Here is an 18458-nt window from a genome sequence, read left to right on the forward strand (position 1 = left end):
CTACCGTGAAGGAGTAAGCAATGTCGGCGTTGCGTGGAGTTCGGGTACTCGTGGTCGAAAACGATGACATGAATGCCATGCTGCTCGAAATGCAGCTGATCCAGGCGGGTGCGGCCGTGGTCGGGCCGGTGGGTGAGGTCGACGACGCGCTGCAGCTGATCGAGGCCGATGCGCCGGATACTGCCGTGCTGGACTATCGCCTGGGCAACGGCCAGACCAGCGAACCGGTTGCGCGGCGGCTCACCGAACGCGGCATTCCCTTCGTGCTGGCCACCGGCGTGGCCAGTGCCAGCATCCCGCACGGGTTTGAACGCGGGGTCATCCTGACCAAGCCGTACATGTCCGACGAGCTCGTCGATGCCCTGGCCAAGGCGCGCCAGCGCAGCGGTGCCAGCAGCTGACGCATTGTCAGCGGCGACGTTGTCACTAGAATCACTGCATCCAGGGCTGACAGGTGGGATGCACCATGGCCATCGCCGCGCCGGCCATTGTTGAGTTGCTGCCAGAGCATCGCGAAACCACAGCGCTATTGCCGCATGCGGACGAAAGCGCCCTCGCCCTGCTGAGCGAAAGTCCTGCGCTGTCGACCGCGCTTTCGCTTTGCCTGCATGCACAGGTGCCGATGGTGCTGGTGTGTGGCGAGGCCTCGCACTGCCTGTACAACGATGCCTGCATCCCGCTCCTCGGTGCGCTGCATCCGCGCGCCTTCGGCCAGCCGCTCGCTACAGTTACCGCCCAACGCCTGGGGCTGGCGGGGGCGACAGACAGACAGCAGCACCCCGAGCCATCGGCATGGTCGTGCAGCCCGGTGCTCGAAAGCGGCAGGCCGTTGGGCCAGCTGTATATCGCCGCCCATCCGCGCGGACAGCCGTCGCAGTGGCACGGCAATACGCTTGCGGCAACAACCCTGGCTCTGCCGTCGCTCATAGACGAACGCAGCCACGACAGCTTTCTATTGCATCTGGAAGATGCCCTGCAGCATGTCTCCGAACCGCGCGCGATCGTGGACACCAGCGTGCGCCTGCTCGGCGAGCATCTGCGGGTCAACCGCTGCGCATTCGGCCTGGCGGCGGAGGACCACAGTGTGATGCACGTGATCAGCGACTACGTGCAGGACATGCCTAGCCTCAAGGGAGATTTTCCGTTGGAAGCCGCGCAGGGGCTGCGCGATGCGCTGCTGGAGAACCGCACCTGGTTCACCACCGACGCGATGGCCCCCGGCGCGCCGGACTACGTAGTCGAGCACTACCGGCATTCCGGCCTGCGCGCGTCGCTGGCGATTCCGTTGCACAAGCATGGCCAACTGGTGGCGGCAATCGGCGTGCATCAACGTGCACCGCGGCAGTGGGCCTCGACCGACATCGAACTGGTGCGGCTGGTGGTGGCACGGTGCTGGGAATCGATGCAGCGGGCCAAGGCGCAGCGCCAGTTGGCGGCCAGCGAGGCGCGGCTGCGGCGGCTGGCCGACACGGTGCCGCAGATCATCTTCATCGCCGATCCGGCAGGCCAGCCGGACTATTTCAATCAACGCTGGTACGAATACACCGGCCTGAATCCAGACACGGCGGCCAGCGCCGCGTGGCAGCAGGCACATTCGGCCGCAGGCTTGCGCATGTCCGGCCAGGCGTGGGCACTGGCGCTCAATGGCGAGCGCGCCTACGAGATCGAATGCGAGCTGCGCCGCCACGATGGGCAGACCCGCTGGCACCTGGCGCGTGCCCTGCCCGTCCGCGACGAACACGGACGCATCAGCGAGTGGATCGGCACCTACACCGATATCCACGACCGCCGCGGGTTCGAGCACAAGCTGCGCGAAAGCGAGGCGCGCTTCCGCGCATTGTGCGAGACGGTGCCGGCGATGATCTGGATGGCGGACGTGGACGGCAACTGCGTCTACTGGAACCCGCAATGGTATGAGTTCACCGGCCAGGGCGAGGAACAGGCCCTGGACCAGGGCTGGTGGAATGCGATGCATCCCGATGATGCGGCGCGTGTGCGGCATGCCTTCGAGCAGGCGCTCGATGCACGCGGCGCGTTCATCGCCGAATACCGCATCCGCCGCCACGATGGGCAGTACCGCTGGTGTATCGACACCGCGTCGCCGCACTTCGGCAGCGACGGGCGCTTCCTGGGCCACATCGGTTCGCTGACCGATATTTCCGACCGCAAGCGGATCGAAGATGCCACCGCATCCGACCGCGCGATCCTGAGCCTGATCACGACCGGTGCGCCATTGACGGTGGTGCTCGATGCCATCGCGCTGAGCGTGGAAGCGCGCGGCGAAACACCGCTGCATTGCGCAGTGATGGTGCTGGATGAGGAGCACCAGACCTTGCAGTTTGCGGCGGCCCCGCATTTGCCGCGCGATTACAGCGGCGACTTCGAGAATGCGCCGATCGGGCCGTCTGGCCCGCCGTGCGCGCGCTCGGCCCATAGCGGCCTGCAGGTGATCTGCGAGGACATCGCCAACGATCCGCGCTTTGAAGACCACCGCGCGCTCTCGGCAGCGATGGGGATTGCCGCCTGCTGCGTCACGCCGATTCTGGGCAGCAATGGCGCCGTGCTGGGCACGCTCAACATCTATTACGCGCAACCGCATCTGGCCTCGCTGCGCGAACAGGCCATGGCACGCTCGGCCTCGCATCTGGCCGGCATCGTGATCGAGCGCACGCGCGTGGATGCCAATCTCAAGGCCTCGCTGCAGGCTGAAACCGCTGCACGCAATCAGGCCGAACACGCCAGCCGGGTCAAGGATGAGTTCCTGGCCACGCTCAGCCACGAACTGCGTACGCCGCTCAACGCGATCCTGGGATGGTCGCGCCTGATGCAGGCCGATGCCTTCGAGCCAGCCAAGCTGGGCAAGGGACTAGTGGTGATCGAGCGCAGTGCGCGCGCGCAAACGCAGATCATCGACGACCTGCTGGACATGAGTGCGATCCTGTCCGGCAAGATCCGCCTGCAGCCCGAACACTTCGACATCGCCGGGCTGGCGCGCAGTACCGTGGAATTGATGCAGCCTACCGCACAGGCGCGCCAGATCCGGCTGGAGCTGGATGCGCCGCTGCAAGGCAGCCTGTGGTTCTTCGGCGATGCCGGACGCCTCCAGCAGGTGCTGACCAACCTGATCAGCAACGCGCTCAAGTTCACCGCACCCGATGGCGATGTGCGCGTGAGCCTGGAGGTGGAAGAGCAGCGCCTGCGCCTGTGCGTGCGCGACACCGGGATCGGCATCGCCGCCGATTTCCTGCCGCATGTGTTCGACCGCTTCCGTCAGGCGGATGCCGGCACCACCCGCCGCGTGGGCGGATTGGGGCTGGGGCTGTCGATTTCGCGCCAGCTGATCGATCTGCACGGCGGCAGCCTGGGCGCGTCCAGCGCCGGCGAAGGCCATGGCGCGACGTTCACCGTGGTGCTGCCGTTCCAGCACGGCGTCAGCGACCAGCGTCCCGCACCAGAGCCTGCCCACGCCGGCCCGCTGCCCACCGCCGCACATGGCCGGCTCGATGGCGTGCGCCTGCTGCTGGTGGACGATGACCAGGACTCACGCGAGGCGGTAATGCATTTCCTGATGCTGGCCGGCGCGCAGGTGCAGGCCGCCGGCTCGGTGGATGCAGCGGAAGCGCACCTGGCCGCGGCGCATTACGACGTGCTGGTGAGCGATATCGCCATGCCGCTGCGCGATGGCTACGACCTGATTCGCAGCGTGCGCTCGGGCCGGCCGGAACTGCCACGGCACATCCGCGCGATTGCCCTCACCGCCTACGTGCGCGAAGAGGACCGCGACCGCGCCATCGTGGCTGGCTTCGACGCGCACATGGGCAAGCCGGTGGAGCCACCGGGGCTGATCGACCTGATCGAACGCCTGGTGCTGCCCGCCGGTGCGGTACGCACCGACCCATCCGCCTGAACAACGCACCCTGGCGCGGGCCAGGGTGCGTTGTGATCAGCTGCGTTTGGCGCGCGCGAAGGCGTCGGCCAATGCGTTGTTGGCGGGCGGCGCGCTGGTCCGCGGCTTGGCAGTGCCGGCTGCCGGGCCGCGCCCGCCACCACCGCTTCCGTCGCGCCGCCCCTGCCCCGCGCCACGTGTGTCGCGTGACTGCGCGGCCGCGTCGGCCGGTGGCGGCGTATCCGATAACCGCCGGGTCAGCGCGATGCGTTTGCGCGCCACGTCCACTTCCAGCACCTTGACCTTGACGATGTCGCCGGCCTTGACTACGTCGCGCGGGTCCTTGACGAAGGTGTCCGACAGCGCCGAGATGTGGACCAGGCCATCCTGGTGCACGCCGATGTCGACGAATGCGCCAAAGGCCGCGACGTTGCTGACCACGCCCTCCAGGATCATGCCGGGCTTGAGGTGCTTGATGTCCTCGATGCCCTCGGCGAACTGCGCCGCCTTGAATTCCGGGCGCGGGTCGCGGCCGGGCTTTTCCATTTCCTTGAGGATGTCGCGCACGGTGGGCACACCGAATTGCTCGTCGGTGAACTGCTCCGGCTTGAGCGCGCGCAGGAAGCTGCCATCGCCCAGCAAGGCCTTGATCGGCTTGCCGGTGCTGCTGACGATGCGCTCCACCACCGGATAGGCCTCCGGGTGCACCGCCGACACATCCAGCGGCTCATCGCCGTCGGCAATGCGCAGGAAGCCGGCGCATTGTTCGAAGGTCTTGTCGCCCAGGCGCGGGACCTTGAGCAGGTCCTTGCGGCGCTTGAACGGGCCGTTGTCGTCGCGATGCTGCACGATGTTTTCCGCCACCGTACTGGACAGGCCCGATACGCGTGACAGCAAGGCCGCCGAGGCGGTATTGACGTACACGCCCACCGCGTTGACGCAGTCTTCCACGCGCGCGTCCAGCGCCTTGGCCAGGCGATATTGGTCCACGTCGTGCTGGTACTGGCCCACACCGATTGCCTTGGGCTCGATCTTGACCAACTCGGCCAGCGGGTCCTGCAGGCGCCGCGCGATCGACACCGCACCGCGCAGCGAGACATCCAGGTTCGGGAATTCCTTGGCGGCGAATTCAGATGCTGAGTACACCGATGCACCGGCTTCGCTGACCACGATCTTCTGCAGCTTGGCGCCCTCGCACAGGGCAATTGCCTCGCCGGCAAGCTTGTCGGTCTCGCGGCTGGCAGTACCGTTGCCGATCGCGATCAGCTCCACGTTGTGCTGCAGGCACAGCTTCTTGAGCGTCTGCAACGACTGGTCCCACTGCCGCCTGGGTTCGTGCGGGTAGATCGTCTCGGTGGCTACCAGCTTGCCGGTTGCGTCGACCACGGCGATCTTGCAGCCCGTGCGGATGCCCGGGTCCAGGCCCAGCACCACGCGCGGGCCGGCGGGCGCCGCCAGCATCAGGTCCTTGAGGTTGTCGCCGAACACGGCAATCGCCTCGGCCTCGGCCTTTTCGCGCGCCTGGTTGAACAGGTCCAGCAGCAGGTGCATGTGCAGCTTGGCGCGCCAGGTGAGCCGGCAGGCATCGAGCAACCAGCGATCGGCCGGGCGGCCTTCGTTGGAAATGCCGGCACTGCGCGCCACGCGGCCTTCGGCGTACTGATGACCGGCGTCGGCGTCGGCGTCGGTGCCCGGGTCCAGATCCAGGTACAGAAATTCTTCGCGGCGTGCCCGGAACAAGGCCAGCAGGCGATGCGAGGGAATCCTGGCCAGCGATTCGGCGTGGTCGAAGTAGTCGCGGTATTTGGCACCGGCCTCTTCCTTGCCCTCAGCCACGCGCGCACGGATCACGCCGTTGTCGTTCAACCAGCTACGCAGTTCGCCGACCAGCGCGGCGTCTTCGCCCCAGCGCTCCATCAGGATCGCGCGGGCGCCTTCCAGTGCGGCCTTGACGTCGGCCACGCCCTTGTCGGCATCCACGTAGGCCGCTGCGGTGGTGTCCGGCGCCTGGGTGGGGTCGCCCAGCAAGGTGTCGGCCAGCGGTTCCAGCCCGGCCTCGCGCGCAATCTGCGCACGCGTGCGGCGCTTGGGCTTGTACGGCAGATACAGGTCTTCCAGGCGCGACTTGGTGTCGGCAGCGACGATTTCGCTGCGCAGTTCGTCACTGAGTTTGCCCTGCTCGCCGATGCTGGACAGGATCGCGGCGCGGCGGTCTTCCAGTTCGCGCAGGTAGGTCAGGCGCGTTTCGAGGTTGCGCAGCTGGGTGTCGTCCAGACCGCCGGTGACTTCCTTACGGTAGCGCGCGATGAACGGAACGCTGGCACCTTCGTCGAGAAGGGCAATGGCGGCGCGCGCCTGGGCGGGTTGGGCACCGATCTCATCGGCGATGGTGCGGGCGATCTGCTGGGCAAGCTGGGTGTCGTGCATGGCGGCGCGGTTGGAACCGCTTCACTGTCAAAAATGCATTTTCGCAGTGCCGGGGCGCCGCGGAAACCCGTTGACAGGACCGCCGTAAACCTATGCCGACGTGCTCAGCTGACGCGGCGTGCGTAATGGGTGGCGGCGCGCTCGACCAGAATGCTTTCGTGCAGCGATTCCAGCGCCATGACGCGGATCTTGCCCACGTCCTTGAGCGGCACCATGCGCTCCACATACACCTCCGGACCGGCCTCAGTCATGGTGCGCGACTTGCTGAAGCCGTACGGCACCACACCCTTATCGCCATCCTTGCTGCCACCGACGTACAGGACAATCGACATACCCTCACCCTTTTCTGCTGCTGTTGCTGCGTTGACGGCGCGAGCATAGCGAGCACGCCGTGAGGAGCTTTTCCACGCACGTTAACGCCGGCTGTTTGCGATTTGGTGACCGCGCGATGGCGGCTGCACGCGTCACGGCCGCTTCACCCCGCTTGATCGTCCAATCCAGTTCCGCCCGCTCACCGACACCGCATGAAGCTCAAAAGTGGTTATCCGTTCTGGTCGATCCGCAACGGATTGATGCGTCCCTATCCGCGCCTGGAGCAGGACACCCACTGCGAGGTGGCAATCATTGGCGGCGGTGTGACCGCGGCATTGATCGCACACGAGCTGCTGCGCCACGGCCATGAGGTGGTGGTGATCGAACAACGTGAGATCGGCTGGGGCAGCACCTCGGCCAGCACTGCGTTGCTGCAATACGAGATCGACACGCCGATGGTGGATCTGGCGGCGCAGTACGGTATGCCTGCCGCCGCGCTGGCCTATGGTGCGTGCGCAAAAGCGATCCTGGATCTGCAGGAGCTTTGCGATGGCCTGGGCGGCTGCGACTTCACGCGCCAGGACAGCCTGTACTACGCCAGCCGTGCGCGGGATCTTAAGGATCTGCAGCGCGAACTGGACGCACGCAAGACACATGCGCTGCCGGTGGAGTGGATCGCCGGTGACGCGCTGTGGCACGACTACGGCGTGCGTTCGGAAGGCGCTATTCTCAGCCGGCTCGCCGCCAGCGTGGACCCCTACCGCCTGTGTTACCGGTTGTTCGCAGAATGCGAGCAGTACGGCGGCCGCATCTACGACCGCAGCCCCATCGCCACCCTCCAGGCGCATGACCAGCATGTCGATCTGCGCACCCAGGACGGGGTCAATGTGCGCGCGCGGCACGTGATCATGGCCGCAGGCTATGGCAACCAGCAGTGGCTGTCGCAGCGGGTGGCACGCAACCGGAGCAGCTATGCCTTCGTCACCGACCCGCTGCACGACACCGATGTGGGCGCGCTCAAGCACACCATGATGTGGGAGACCGCGCGCCCCTACCTGTACGTGCGCACTACCGCCGATGGCCGCGTGGTGGCCGGCGGCGAAGACGACAGCATTGATATTCCCGCGCGCCGCGACGCACGCGTGCTCAGCAAGACGGACACGCTGCTGAAGAAGATCGCCAAGGTGATGCCGGACGTGCGGCTGCGGCCGGTGTTCGCCTGGGGCGGCACGTTTGCCGAAACCGCCGATGGGCTGCCGTTCTTCGGCACGCATTCCGAGCACGGCCCACGTGTGGCCTTTGCCATGGCGTATGGCGGCAACGGCATCACCTACAGCGCGATCGGCGCCGGCCTGCTACGTGCGCAACTGGAAGCCCGCGCTCACCCGTTGTCGGACTTGTTCGGCTTCTCGCGACTGGGCTGAGACCACCACGGCCACCAACCGTGGCCGTGCATTGCGTAGGCATCTGCGGCGCGCTCCAGCGGGTTGCGCACGTGGATGCCGCCGCACAGCAGGTATACCGGAAGAAACAGCGGGCCGAGCAGCATGTATTGATACACATGCGCGCGCTCGTGGTCGCCGAGCCGCACTGCTGGGTGCACGCAGCGGCCGGCGGCATGCGCATAGGTGGCGCATTGCAACTCCAGCGATGCGCCCTTCAACAAGATGACGTTGCCCAGCGTCATCGCCCCGCCCGGCCCCCATGGCCAGGCATGGAAGACCACTGCGCGCTCAGTGGCTGACCAGCGCGGCCGCGCGCCAAAACAGGCCCCCAGCCCACCGATCGCCAGCCCGATCAGCGTGTTCGGCAACGTCCACAGCGCACCCAGCACCTGCAGCGCGCCCAGCCAGCGCGGGACGCGGCTCAGTCGGCCTGATTCGGGATCAGCAGCCACAGGATCAGGTAGACCAGGATGCCGGGAAATGCAGCCGAAGCGATCGACACGATCACGAACAGGATGCGCAGCAGGGTCGAGCTCCAGCCGAAGCGGCGCGCGATGCCGCCGACGACGCCGGCGATCATGCGGTCGTTGAGGGAACGGGACAGTGCAGTGGTGGTGGACATGAGCAGCCTCCTGGAACGTGTCTCACAGTGTAGGCAGGCCAGCTACAGCGGATCGTGAGGGCACGCGTGCGTGGTGCAGCCTACCCCGTTGCATTCACTGCGTCAGCCGTTGCCGCCACGTGCCTGCAACCAACGATGGATCGCCACCGGCACCTCGCGCTGCGCACGGCCGGAGACGTAGATGCCGATGTGCCCACCGCGAAAGCTCAGCTCGGTGTAGTCCTCGCTGCCCACCAACCCACGCAGGGCGCGCGAGGCATCGGGCGGCACTAGGTGATCGTGCTCGGCATAGATGTTGAGCACCGGCATGTCGACAGCGTGCAGATCCACCGCCTGCCCGCCGATACGCACATCGCCGGTGACCAGACCATTGCGCTGGTAGAACTGGGTGACAAATTCGCGGAACGCTTCGCCGGCCAGGTCGGGGGAATCGAAGATCCATTTTTCCATGCGCAGGAAGTCCTCCAGCGCCTGCTTGTCGTCGAGGATGTCGAGCAGCCCCACGTACTTTTGCAGGTTGAGCCGGAACGGCTTGAGCATCAGGTAACTGGCATTCATCAGATCCGCAGGCACATTGCCCATGGTGTCGACGAACAGATCCACATCGACCATGCGCGCCCAGTTGGAGAGCATGTTGTCGGGAGTGTGGAAATCCACCGGCGTGACCATGGTGATGAGATTGCGGATCTTGGCGCGCTCCAGCGCGGCATAGCACAGCGCAAACGTGCCGCCCTGGCAGATGCCGAGCACGTCCACCGCCTCCAGACCCGACGCCGCACGCAGATGGTCCACCGCGCCATCGATGTAGCGCAGTAGATAGTCTTCCAGCGTGAGATAGCGTTCGGAGCGGTCCGGATACCCCCAATCCAGTACGTAGACGTCCTGGCCGTGACCGAGCAGGCCCTTGACCAGCGAGCGATCGGCCTGCAGGTCCACCATGTACGGCCGGTTGACCAGCGCATAGACGATCAGCAACGGCGTACGCGCCACCGGCGCGGCATCGCCGACGAACCGGTACAGCACCACCTTGCCGTCGCGCCAGACTTCCTGCCGTTCGGTGACGCCGTAATACACGTCTTCCACGCCGGGCAGCAGCTTGAGCCCTTCGCGCAGCTTGCGCTGCATCGACAAGGTCTCCTGCATCAGGTCCTCGGCACTGAATCCCAACGGGCCCTTCATGGCTTGCCTCCGCGCGGCGCGCGCGCCGGTGCCTTGGAAGTCTTGGTGGCCTTCTTTGCAGCCGGCGGCGTGTTGGATGCTTTCGGTCTGGATGTCTCTGGCGCAGCTGCTGTCTTGCGCGTAGCGCGCGTGGTTGGTGCGGTCTCAGCCTTTGTTCTTGGCTTGGCCGCCGCACGTGCCGGTGCGCTGGCAGCGGCGGCGGGCGGCGGGCCCGCATCAGGCTTGGACGCGGACGCCGCAGCCGGCTTGGCCTGCGCGGTGGGCGCGCCACGCAGCATGCGACGCACCGCCCGCTCCAGCTCGGCAATACGCCGATGCGCGGCATCCATCTCGGAACGGGTCGGCATGCCGAAGCGCTCGCTCACCTGTTCCACTTCCTGTTGCAGGGCCGCGCGCAGCCGCATGTGCGCATTGGCAAAGCCGCCGTAGACCTCGCGGAACTGATCCGACAACGCCACGTCCGCATACGATTCTTCAGCCGCTTCGATCCACAGATCGAACAAGGCGCGCGCGCTGGTCAGCTGGCTGCCACTGGTTTCGTGTTCGCTCAACTTGCGTTCGAAGCGCGCAAACGCCTGATCGATCGCCGCCTTGAGCTGCTCGGCATAGGCCTGCGACTGCGCCTGGTAATCCTGCTGCGCGCGGGCCAAGGTTTGCCAGCGAGATTGATGATTGCGATTGAGGCCGAAGGCCGGCATCTCCAGCCAGGCGGCATTGTCTTCGCGCCAGCGCTGCAACGCCTGCGCGGCTTCCTGCAACCACGGATCGAAGCCGCCCTTGCTGCCGCCACGCAGCGAGCCCAGCGTCCATTGCATCAGCTGCTCGCCCTGCCCTTGCACGGCATGCCGCCAGGCATCGGAGACCGCGCTGGCGGAGGTATCGCGCCCGGCGAACTGCGCGGCGACCTGCTGCATGGTGCCGTACCAATCGCCGGCCTGGGTGCGGAAGCGGTTGATCGCCTCCTGCGCCTGCGGGGCGGCCTGCGTGGGCAACACCTGCGACCACCAGTCGACCGCCTTGCGCCAGTCCTGCGGCGTCTCGCCAGCCGGGCCCGGCGGCGGTTGCGCGGCGGAAGCGGACTGGCCGTGGCGCATGGCATCTCCCCAGGCACTCCAGTATTGGCGCGCCTTGTCTTCGAAGTTGCCGTTGTCCGAACCGCTGGTTGTCATCGTCCACTCCCGTGGCTGGTCCACCCAGCCATCCTACCGCGTGTGTTCCGGCGCACCGGTCAGGGCTTGGGGATGCGCAGCGTCTTGCTGATCATCAGCGAGCCGGACACCGCGAACAGCAGCACCAGCGGGTGGAACTGCCACGGGCCGAGCTGCCACTGTCCCCACCACAACGTCTGACCGATATGCCCGGTGCTGGCCGCCACCGCCAGCAGGATCACCAGCACCAGGCTGGTGGGGATCGGTGTGCCTTCGAAATACGGCACCTTGTCGGCCTCGCCGGCGATCTCTTCGGCGGTCACGTTGTAGCGCGCCAGCCGGCTCACGCCGCAGCAGACGAAATAGCTGAGCACCAGCCAGTCCCAGCCGCCGCGCATGCCGCAGGCATAGCCGAGCGCGGCCGGCGCCACGCCGAACGAAATCACGTCGGCCAGCGAATCCAGTTCGCGGCCCAGCGTGGAGGACGCCTTGCGCCAGCGCGCGACGTGGCCGTCCAGCGCATCGAAGACGAAGGCCAGCGGAATCAGCGCCATGCCCAGCAACAGGTCGCCGCGGTGGCCTTCCTGCAGAAACCGCATGGCCGCAAACACCGCCCCGGTGCCGCAAAAGGCGTTTGCCAGCGTGAACCAGTCTGCGAGTTGAAAGTCGCGCAGCATCGAAAAATGGCGTTTCATGCGGAACCTGAGGGCATCGAGGCGCAAAGGGTAACGCGCGCGCGACGCGCAGGCGACCGTTTCAACATGCTCGGCTACCCTGGCGGCCACTGGCACCGTTTCAGTGCCGCATTCCACGAGGACACCCGATGCGCAGCATCCTGATCACCGGTGCCGGCAGCGGCATCGGCGCCGGCCTGGCCACCGTTCTTGCCGCCGACGGCCACCACCTGCTGGTGAGCGACGCCGACCTGGCCGCGGCCGAGCAGACCACCCAGCAGGTGCGCGCGGCCGGCGGATCGGCCGAGGCCTTGGCACTGGACGTCACCGACGAGCACAGCATTGCCCAGGCACTGGCGGCCGCCTCGCGCGCGCCCGAGGTGTTGGTCAACAACGCCGGCCTGCAGCACGTTGCGCCGCTGGAGGAGTTCCCGATGCAGCGCTGGGCGCTGCTGGTGGACGTGATGCTGACCGGTGCCGCACGTCTCAGCCGCGCGGTGCTACCGGGCATGCGGGCGGGCGGCTACGGGCGCATCGTCAACATCGGCAGCATCCATTCGCTGGTGGCCAGCCCTTACAAAAGCGCCTACGTGGCCGCCAAGCACGGGCTGATCGGGCTCTCCAAGGTGCTCGCGCTGGAAACCGCCGACTGCGACATCACCGCCAACACGCTGTGCCCCAGCTACGTGCGCACGCCACTGGTGGAGCGGCAGATCGCCGACCAGGCACGCGTGCGCGGCATTGCCGAAGACGCGGTGATCCGCGAGGTGATGCTCAAGCCGATGCCCAAAGGCGCCTTCATCGAGTACGACGAACTGGCCGGCACCGTGGCCTTCCTGATGTCGCACGCGGCGCGCAATCTCACCGGCCAGGCCATCGCCATCGACGGTGGCTGGACCGCGCAATGAAGCCCTGGCGAAATTTTCACCAGGGCTCTTGACAGCCAGATGGGGCAAGGCCTGAACACGGTTGTCCACAGACTTGCGCAGTTTTCATCCACAGGGGATGTGGAGAAGTTGGCAAAGCCGGTGCGGTGGGCTTCACAGTTCGGCCGTCAGTGACGGCTAAGCGCAGTGACCGACGTTGCCTGATTGCACCGTAGACCGGGCGCCGCCCTCACACGCGCGAATACGACCACGACTGCATGCGCCCGTCCCGATACGGCATCACGCCATGGAACGGGCGTGGGTCGCCATCGAACACCAGCGGCAGGAAGTTGCGGTCGCCCTCCCACATCGGCAGCTGGTCCATCTGCGCAATGGGGACCCATTCCAGGGTGCCTTCGGGGTTGGAGGTCTGCGGCGTACCGTCGAAGCTGTGGATCAGGAACACGAATCCCAGCCAGTCCTCCCCCTGCTGGCCGAAGCCCGGCCAGCTGATGGTGCCGCGCAGCTGCATCTGGCCGCATTCCACACCGGCTTCCTCGCGGATTTCGCGGCGCATGCAGGCCAGCACATCTTCATCGGCTTCCAGTTTGCCGCCGAGCCCGTTGTACTTGCCCAGGTGATGATCCCCGGGGCGGGCGTTGCGATGGATCATCAGTACGTGGGTGCCATCCGGCGACAGCAGGTAGCCGAGCGTGGCGACAATTGGGGTGTGCGGCATGGCGAACGATCAGACACGAAGCACATCAGTATGACCGAAGCTGCGCGCCGCGCAGCGATCAGCTGATGGCGGGCTGCGCGTTGGCGCGCGGCGGCGCGACGTAGTCAGTGTCCAGACGCAGCGTGGCGACGCCATGGCCGCGCTCGGCCAGATAATCCAGCCACTTGCCCAGGAACGTATTCATGCGCATGCGGTGGCTGATGAGCTCGGCAGGCGGCGGGAACATGCCCATGGTGTCCTGCCAGCGGCGGCCGACGTAGCAATGCGTGGTTTCGGCCTGGCGCGCATCCCGATACAGACGTACGTATGCGGACGGGTCCGGTTCACCGGTGACCGGGTCACACAGGTCGTAGGTCAGCCGCAATTCCACCGTGTAGCGGTGGCATTCGATCACGTCCAGCCGCAGGTCCAGGCCGTCGCCGATCGAGGACACATACGAACCCGGAGCGAGGTCGGCCGGCGCGAACAACCGGGTGAGGTGCTGGAAGTTTTCCGCATACAGCCCCATCAGCCAGCCGAACCGGCTCAACTTGGGGATGCGTTCGAGTTTACTCAGTGCTTGCGCCATGCATCGATCCTACACGCTGGGCTGCCGCACGGGCAGCATTGACGGCGGCCGAAGGCCGGGCCACTCTTGGCGGAGCACTGCCCCGCCCGCTTCAATACGTCACCGGGTGCCGACCGGCCATACCACGCCGCATTGCTGCAGTAAGCAGACAGTGGCGGCCTGCCCGCTTCACCAATCCCGAATCCCGCCGCACCGAGCCCCGCTCCTAGAACATCTCGCGCTGCAGGCCGAGCGTGGACAGCACCTTGCTGGAGATTTCCTCGATCGAGGTGTTGGTGGTGCTGAGGGTTGGAATCCGTTCCATCTGGAACATGCGCTCGGCTGTGGCCACCTCGCGGCGGCACGTCTCCGCTGCGCTGTAGCGCGAATTGGCACGCCGCTCCTGGCGAATCTGTTGCAAACGCTCCGGGTCGATGGTCAGCCCGAACAACTTGCTGCGGTAGTTGCGTAGCCGCGGCGGCAAGCGTTCGCTTTCGAGGTCTTCTTCGGTCAACGGATAGTTGGCGGCGCGGATGCCGTAATGCAAGGCCAGGTAGATGCAGGTGGGCGTCTTGCCTGCGCGCGACACCGCCACCAGGATCACATCCGCTTCGTCGTAATTGAGCGCGATGCCATCGTCATGGCTGAGTGCGAAGTTCATCGCATTGATGCGGCGGTGATAGGTCTCGAAGTCGACCATGCCGTGCGCGCGACCCACGCGCGAATGACGCGGCGCGTTGAGCTCACGCTCCAGCGGTTCGATAAAGGGAGCAAACACATCCAGCATCAATGCGCCGCTCTCGGCCAGGATCATGCTCAACTGTGGATCCACGCACGAATTCACCACCACCGGCCGCACCTGGTAACGCTCGCCTGCCGCGCGCACACGCAGTGCTGCATCGCGCGCTTTGTCTGCATCATCGATGAACGACATACGGTCGGTGACAAAGTTGAACCCGCTGAACTGCGTGAGCAGGCTATGCCCAATCGTTTCAGCGGTGATACCGGTTCCATCGGACACGTAAAACACCGGCCGGATTGTTGACATCGACTCCACCTCTTTGAACTAGTGTCCAAAACTTACGGGTTCATGCTTGTGCAGGCTCCGCTGTGCACTGCATCATAGCGGCTTCTTCCTACGGTCGCGGCCATTCAGCCCGCTCGGGCGATGGCCATACGGAGCATCGCGCTTGAACGAGAATATCCTGTGGTTGCATGAGCTACGCCTGGTCGATCTGGCCCGCGTAGGCGGTAAAAATTCCTCGCTCGGCGAGATGATCGGCAACCTGGCCGGGTTGGGTGTTTCGGTTCCCGGTGGATATGCGACCACTGCCGAAGCATTCAAGGACTTCATCGCGCACAACGATCTGTCCAAGCGCATTTTCGACAAGCTGGAGACGCTGGACGTTGAAGACGTCACCGCGCTCACGGTCGCCGGCAAGGAGATCCGCGGCTGGGTGATCGACGCCCCGCTGCAGCCGGAGCTGGACCGCGACATCCGCAGCGCCTACGAAAAACTCTGCGCCGACAACGGCGGCGGCGAAGTGGCCGTGGCAGTGCGTTCGTCGGCAACCGCCGAAGACCTGCCCGATGCCTCGTTCGCCGGCCAGCAGGAAACCTTCCTCAATGTGACCGGCGCCGACGACGTGGTGCACAAGGTCAAGGAAGTATTCGCCAGCCTCTACAACGACCGCGCGATTGCTTACCGAGTGCACCACGGCTTCAAGCACGAAGATGTGTTCCTGTCGGCCGGTGTGCAGTTGATGGTGCGCTCGGGCGTGGGTTCGTCCGGTGTGTTGTTCACCCTGGACACCGAGTCCGGCTTCCGCGACGTGGTGTTCGTGACCTCCAGCTTCGGCCTGGGCGAAATGGTCGTGCAAGGCGCGGTCAATCCGGACGAGTTCTACGTCTACAAGCCCACGCTCACTGCGGGCAAGCCGGCAATCCTGCGCCGCTCGCTCGGCAGCAAGGCAATCCGCATGGTGTATTCGGATGTGCCCGGTGAACGCGTGCGCATCGAAGACACGCCGGTGGAGCTGCGCAACACCTTCTCGATCAGCGACGAAGATGTGCAGGAGCTCTCCAAGCAGGCGCTGGTGATCGAAAAGCATTACGGCCGCCCGATGGATATCGAGTGGGCCAAGGACGGCGTGAGCGGCAAGCTGTTCATCGTGCAGGCGCGCCCGGAGACGGTGAAGTCGCGTAGCCATGCCACCCAGATCGAGCGTTTCTCGCTGGAAGCCAAAGACGCCAAGATCCTGGTCGAAGGCCGTGCAGTGGGCGCCAAGATCGGCAGCGGCGTGGCACGCGTGGTGCGCTCGCTGGAAGATATGAACCGCGTGCAGGCGGGCGACGTGCTGATTGCCGACATGACCGACCCCGATTGGGAGCCGGTGATGAAGCGTGCCTCGGCCATCGTCACCAACCGCGGTGGCCGCACCTGCCACGCGGCGATCATCGCGCGCGAACTGGGCGTGCCGGCGGTGGTGGGTTCGGGCAATGCCACCGACGTCATCAGCGACGGCCAGGAAGTCACTGTGAGCTGCGCCGAGGGTGACACCGGCTTCATCTATGAAGGCTTGCTGCCGTTCGAGCGCACCACCACCGACCTGGGCAACATGCCGCCTGCCCCGCTCAAGATCATGATGAACGTGGCCAACCCGGAGCGCGCATTCGACTTCGGCCAGCTGCCCAACGCCGGTATCGGCCTGGCGCGTCTGGAGATGATCATCGCCGCGCACATCGGCATCCATCCCAACGCACTGCTGGAATACGACAAGCAGGACGCCGATGTTCGCAAGAAGATCGACGCCAAGATTGCCGGCTACGGCGACCCGGTGAGCTTCTACATCAACCGTCTGGCCGAGGGCATCGCGACGCTGACCGCGTCGGTGGCGCCGAACACGGTGATCGTGCGGTTGTCGGACTTCAAGTCCAACGAGTACGCCAACCTGATCGGCGGCTCGCGTTATGAGCCGCACGAAGAGAACCCGATGATCGGCTTCCGCGGCGCCAGCCGTTATGTCGATCCGTCCTTCACCAAGGCGTTCTCGCTGGAGTGCAAGGCGGTGTTGAAAGTGCGCAACGAGATGGGCCTGGGCAACCTCTGGGTCATGATTCCGTTCGTGCGCACGCTGGAAGAAGGCCGCAAGGTGATCGAGGTGCTGGAGCAGAACGGGCTCAAGCAAGGCGAGAACGGGCTGAAGATCATCATGATGTGCGAGCTGCCGTCCAATGCGCTGCTGGCCGATGAGTTCCTGGAGATCTTCGACGGCTTCTCGATCGGCTCCAACGACCTGACCCAGCTCACCCTGGGCCTGGACCGCGATTCCTCGATCGTGGCGCACCTGTTCGACGAGCGGAACCCGGCGGTGAAAAAGCTGCTGTCGATGGCGATCAAGTCGGCGCGGGCCAAGGGCAAGTACGTGGGCATCTGCGGCCAGGGGCCGTCGGATCACCCCGAACTGGCCGAGTGGTTGATGCAGGAAGGCATCGAGTCGGTATCGCTGAATCCTGACACCGTGGTCGATACCTGGCTGCGCTTGGCCAAGCTCAAGAGCGAGGGCTGATGGGAATGGTGGGTGGAGTGTTGGCGGCGGCTGCGGGAGCGGCCGCCGCAAAACCGGCGGCAGCGAAGTCGCCGGCCTTTGACTGGAGCAACCTCAATTGGGCGGAGTACGCGCTCAATTGCGGATTGGCATTACTCATCCTCGTGGTGGGCATGTGGCTGGCCAAGCAACTCAGCCAGTGGCTGCACCGCGCACTGACGCGGGCACGGATCGAAATCACGTTGGCCAACTTCCTGCGCAACGTGTCCTATGCGTTGTTGCTGGTGCTGGTGTTCGTGAGCGCACTGAGCAAGATCGGCGTGCCGCCGACCTCGCTGATTGCGGTGCTCGGCGCGGCCGGTCTGGCAGTGGGTCTGGCATTGAAGGACTCGCTGTCCAACATCGCCGCAGGCGTCATGCTGATCGTGCTGCGGCCGATGCGCGATGGCGACCACGTGGTGATTGCCGGCCAGGAAGGCATCGTCGATGAGATCCGGATCTTCCAGACCCGGATCAAGGCATTCGATGAACGCATGATCACGCTGCCCAACAGCACCATCACCACCGCGCCCATCATCAACTACAGCACCCTGCCGACCCGCCGCCTGGAGGTCACCGTGGGCGTCGGCTATGGCGACGATTTGAAGAAGGCGCAGCAACTGCTGCTGCAGATTGCCAAGGACAACCCGAACGTCCTGGACACACCGGCGCCGTTCGTCCAGGTCACCAACCTGGGCGAAAGCACGGTGGATCTGATGCTGTTTGCCTACGCCAGCAACGGCAATTTCGGCGCGGCCAAGAGCACCACGCTGGAGCAGATCCGCGACCAGCTGCTGGAAAACGGCTTGAGCATCCCCTACCCGCAGCGCGACCTGCACGTGTATCACCACGATGCCGATGGCAAGCCGATTGCCGAGCTGCTGCGCAAGGGCGTCACCGACGATGGCGATCTGACCAAGGGGCCGCCGCTGGCCCGTTGAGCCTGCATGGGCACGCGGTGCAGTGAGTCAAACGCAAAGGGCCGCATCGATGATGCGGCCCTTTGCGTTACTACAGTTTTGCGAT

16 protein-coding genes are annotated in these 18458 nt (G+C 65.5%); 6 read left to right on the plus strand and 10 right to left on the minus strand.

All coding sequences use genetic code 11. The features are described from left to right. Positions 1–20: 20 nt before the first annotated feature. Together ACD584_RS14855 and ACD584_RS14860 are read left to right on the plus strand one after the other, a co-directional pair. Positions 21–401, plus strand: a complete 381-nt coding sequence (locus ACD584_RS14855; protein WP_029216977.1) for a response regulator — start codon at positions 21–23, stop codon at positions 399–401. Between the two features lie 95 nt (positions 402–496). Continuing rightward, positions 497–3907, plus strand: a complete 3411-nt coding sequence (locus ACD584_RS14860; protein WP_372357306.1) for a PAS domain S-box protein — start codon at positions 497–499, stop codon at positions 3905–3907. A gap of 36 nt (positions 3908–3943) precedes the next feature. On the opposite strand, the gene ACD584_RS14865 is transcribed toward ACD584_RS14860, so the two are convergent. Together ACD584_RS14865 and ACD584_RS14870 are read right to left on the minus strand one after the other, a co-directional pair. Further along, entirely contained in the window at positions 3944–6313 is a 2370-nt protein-coding gene (locus tag ACD584_RS14865) for a Tex family protein (RefSeq protein ID WP_076035697.1), read from the minus strand. Positions 6314–6417: 104 nt separating this feature from the next. Then, entirely contained in the window at positions 6418–6645 is a 228-nt protein-coding gene (locus tag ACD584_RS14870) for a hypothetical protein (RefSeq protein WP_042599220.1), read from the minus strand. Positions 6646–6837: 192 nt separating this feature from the next. Here ACD584_RS14870 and ACD584_RS14875 point away from each other — a divergent pair, with 192 nt between their 5' ends. Continuing rightward, positions 6838–8049, plus strand: coding sequence for an FAD-binding oxidoreductase (locus tag ACD584_RS14875; protein ID WP_076035696.1), 1212 nt, complete (start codon positions 6838–6840; stop codon positions 8047–8049). Here ACD584_RS14875 and ACD584_RS14880 read toward each other — a convergent pair. The 5 genes from ACD584_RS14880 to ACD584_RS14900 form a co-directional block, all read right to left on the minus strand. Further along, a complete protein-coding gene (locus tag ACD584_RS14880) occupies positions 8007–8522 on the minus strand; it encodes a hypothetical protein (RefSeq protein WP_076035695.1) in 516 nt (171 codons plus the stop codon). The genes ACD584_RS14875 and ACD584_RS14880 overlap by 43 nt on opposite strands. Next, positions 8492–8692, minus strand: coding sequence for a PspC domain-containing protein (locus tag ACD584_RS14885; protein ID WP_011037304.1), 201 nt, complete (start codon positions 8690–8692; stop codon positions 8492–8494). Before ACD584_RS14885 ends, ACD584_RS14880 begins: the two co-directional genes overlap by 31 nt. 102 nt (positions 8693–8794) lie before the next feature. Further along, on the minus strand, positions 8795–9871 hold the full coding sequence (locus ACD584_RS14890; protein ID WP_076035694.1) for a class III poly(R)-hydroxyalkanoic acid synthase subunit PhaC: 1077 nt from the start codon (positions 9869–9871) through the stop codon (positions 8795–8797). Further along, positions 9868–11040 carry a class III poly(R)-hydroxyalkanoic acid synthase subunit PhaE gene (gene phaE, locus ACD584_RS14895; RefSeq protein ID WP_076035693.1) on the minus strand — a complete coding sequence of 391 codons (1173 nt, stop codon included), beginning with the start codon at positions 11038–11040 and terminating at the stop codon, positions 9868–9870. Before phaE ends, ACD584_RS14890 begins: the two co-directional genes overlap by 4 nt. A gap of 59 nt (positions 11041–11099) precedes the next feature. Further along, positions 11100–11714, minus strand: coding sequence for a phosphatidylcholine/phosphatidylserine synthase (locus ACD584_RS14900; RefSeq protein WP_014507867.1), 615 nt, complete (start codon positions 11712–11714; stop codon positions 11100–11102). Between the two features lie 128 nt (positions 11715–11842). Between ACD584_RS14900 and ACD584_RS14905 the strand changes: the two genes are divergently transcribed. Then, positions 11843–12601, plus strand: a complete 759-nt coding sequence (locus ACD584_RS14905) for a 3-hydroxybutyrate dehydrogenase (RefSeq protein WP_076035692.1) — start codon at positions 11843–11845, stop codon at positions 12599–12601. Positions 12602–12809: 208 nt separating this feature from the next. Here the strand turns inward: ACD584_RS14905 and ACD584_RS14910 are convergent, their stop codons facing one another. From ACD584_RS14910 to ACD584_RS14920, 3 genes are all read right to left on the minus strand, one after another. Beyond that, positions 12810–13298 (minus strand): 8-oxo-dGTP diphosphatase, encoded by a 489-nt coding sequence (locus tag ACD584_RS14910; RefSeq protein WP_076035691.1) that lies wholly within the window; start codon positions 13296–13298, stop codon positions 12810–12812. 58 nt (positions 13299–13356) lie between these two features. Next, the gene (locus ACD584_RS14915; protein WP_014507870.1) at positions 13357–13866 is read right to left on the minus strand and encodes a DUF1249 domain-containing protein; all 510 of its coding nucleotides are present in this window, start codon (positions 13864–13866) and stop codon (positions 13357–13359) included. 205 nt (positions 13867–14071) lie between these two features. Then, on the minus strand, positions 14072–14893 hold the full coding sequence (locus ACD584_RS14920; protein WP_011269676.1) for a pyruvate, water dikinase regulatory protein: 822 nt from the start codon (positions 14891–14893) through the stop codon (positions 14072–14074). A 142-nt stretch (positions 14894–15035) separates the two neighbouring features. Here ACD584_RS14920 and ppsA point away from each other — a divergent pair, with 142 nt between their 5' ends. Continuing rightward, positions 15036–17414: a phosphoenolpyruvate synthase gene (gene ppsA / locus ACD584_RS14925; protein ID WP_076035690.1), complete on the plus strand. Its 2379-nt coding sequence runs from the start codon at positions 15036–15038 to the stop codon at positions 17412–17414. After that, a complete protein-coding gene (locus tag ACD584_RS14930; RefSeq protein WP_070691391.1) occupies positions 17414–18373 on the plus strand; it encodes a mechanosensitive ion channel family protein in 960 nt (319 codons plus the stop codon). Before ppsA ends, ACD584_RS14930 begins: the two co-directional genes overlap by 1 nt. Positions 18374–18458 lie beyond the last annotated feature (85 nt).

Source organism: Xanthomonas sp. NCPPB 2922 (genome assembly GCF_041520885.1).
GTDB lineage: Bacteria > Pseudomonadota > Gammaproteobacteria > Xanthomonadales > Xanthomonadaceae > Xanthomonas > Xanthomonas campestris.

What these genes read in the sequence shown, in the direction of transcription:
- ACD584_RS14885 (WP_011037304.1), bottom strand. Translation starts at nt 8,692, where the DNA reads ATGTCCACCACCACTGCACTGTCCCGTTCCCTCAACGACCGCATGATC.
- ACD584_RS14915 (WP_014507870.1), bottom strand. Translation starts at nt 13,866, where the DNA reads ATGGCGCAAGCACTGAGTAAACTCGAACGCATCCCCAAGTTGAGCCGG.
- ACD584_RS14855 (WP_029216977.1), top strand. Translation starts at nt 21, where the DNA reads ATGTCGGCGTTGCGTGGAGTTCGGGTACTCGTGGTCGAAAACGATGAC.
- phaE (WP_076035693.1), bottom strand. Translation starts at nt 11,040, where the DNA reads ATGACAACCAGCGGTTCGGACAACGGCAACTTCGAAGACAAGGCGCGC.
- ACD584_RS14865 (WP_076035697.1), bottom strand. Translation starts at nt 6,313, where the DNA reads ATGCACGACACCCAGCTTGCCCAGCAGATCGCCCGCACCATCGCCGAT.
- ACD584_RS14870 (WP_042599220.1), bottom strand. Translation starts at nt 6,645, where the DNA reads ATGTCGATTGTCCTGTACGTCGGTGGCAGCAAGGATGGCGATAAGGGT.
- ACD584_RS14890 (WP_076035694.1), bottom strand. Translation starts at nt 9,871, where the DNA reads ATGAAGGGCCCGTTGGGATTCAGTGCCGAGGACCTGATGCAGGAGACC.
- ACD584_RS14900 (WP_014507867.1), bottom strand. Translation starts at nt 11,714, where the DNA reads ATGAAACGCCATTTTTCGATGCTGCGCGACTTTCAACTCGCAGACTGG.
- ACD584_RS14920 (WP_011269676.1), bottom strand. Translation starts at nt 14,893, where the DNA reads ATGTCAACAATCCGGCCGGTGTTTTACGTGTCCGATGGAACCGGTATC.
- ACD584_RS14905 (WP_076035692.1), top strand. Translation starts at nt 11,843, where the DNA reads ATGCGCAGCATCCTGATCACCGGTGCCGGCAGCGGCATCGGCGCCGGC.
- ACD584_RS14875 (WP_076035696.1), top strand. Translation starts at nt 6,838, where the DNA reads ATGAAGCTCAAAAGTGGTTATCCGTTCTGGTCGATCCGCAACGGATTG.
- ACD584_RS14910 (WP_076035691.1), bottom strand. Translation starts at nt 13,298, where the DNA reads ATGCCGCACACCCCAATTGTCGCCACGCTCGGCTACCTGCTGTCGCCG.
- ACD584_RS14930 (WP_070691391.1), top strand. Translation starts at nt 17,414, where the DNA reads ATGGGAATGGTGGGTGGAGTGTTGGCGGCGGCTGCGGGAGCGGCCGCC.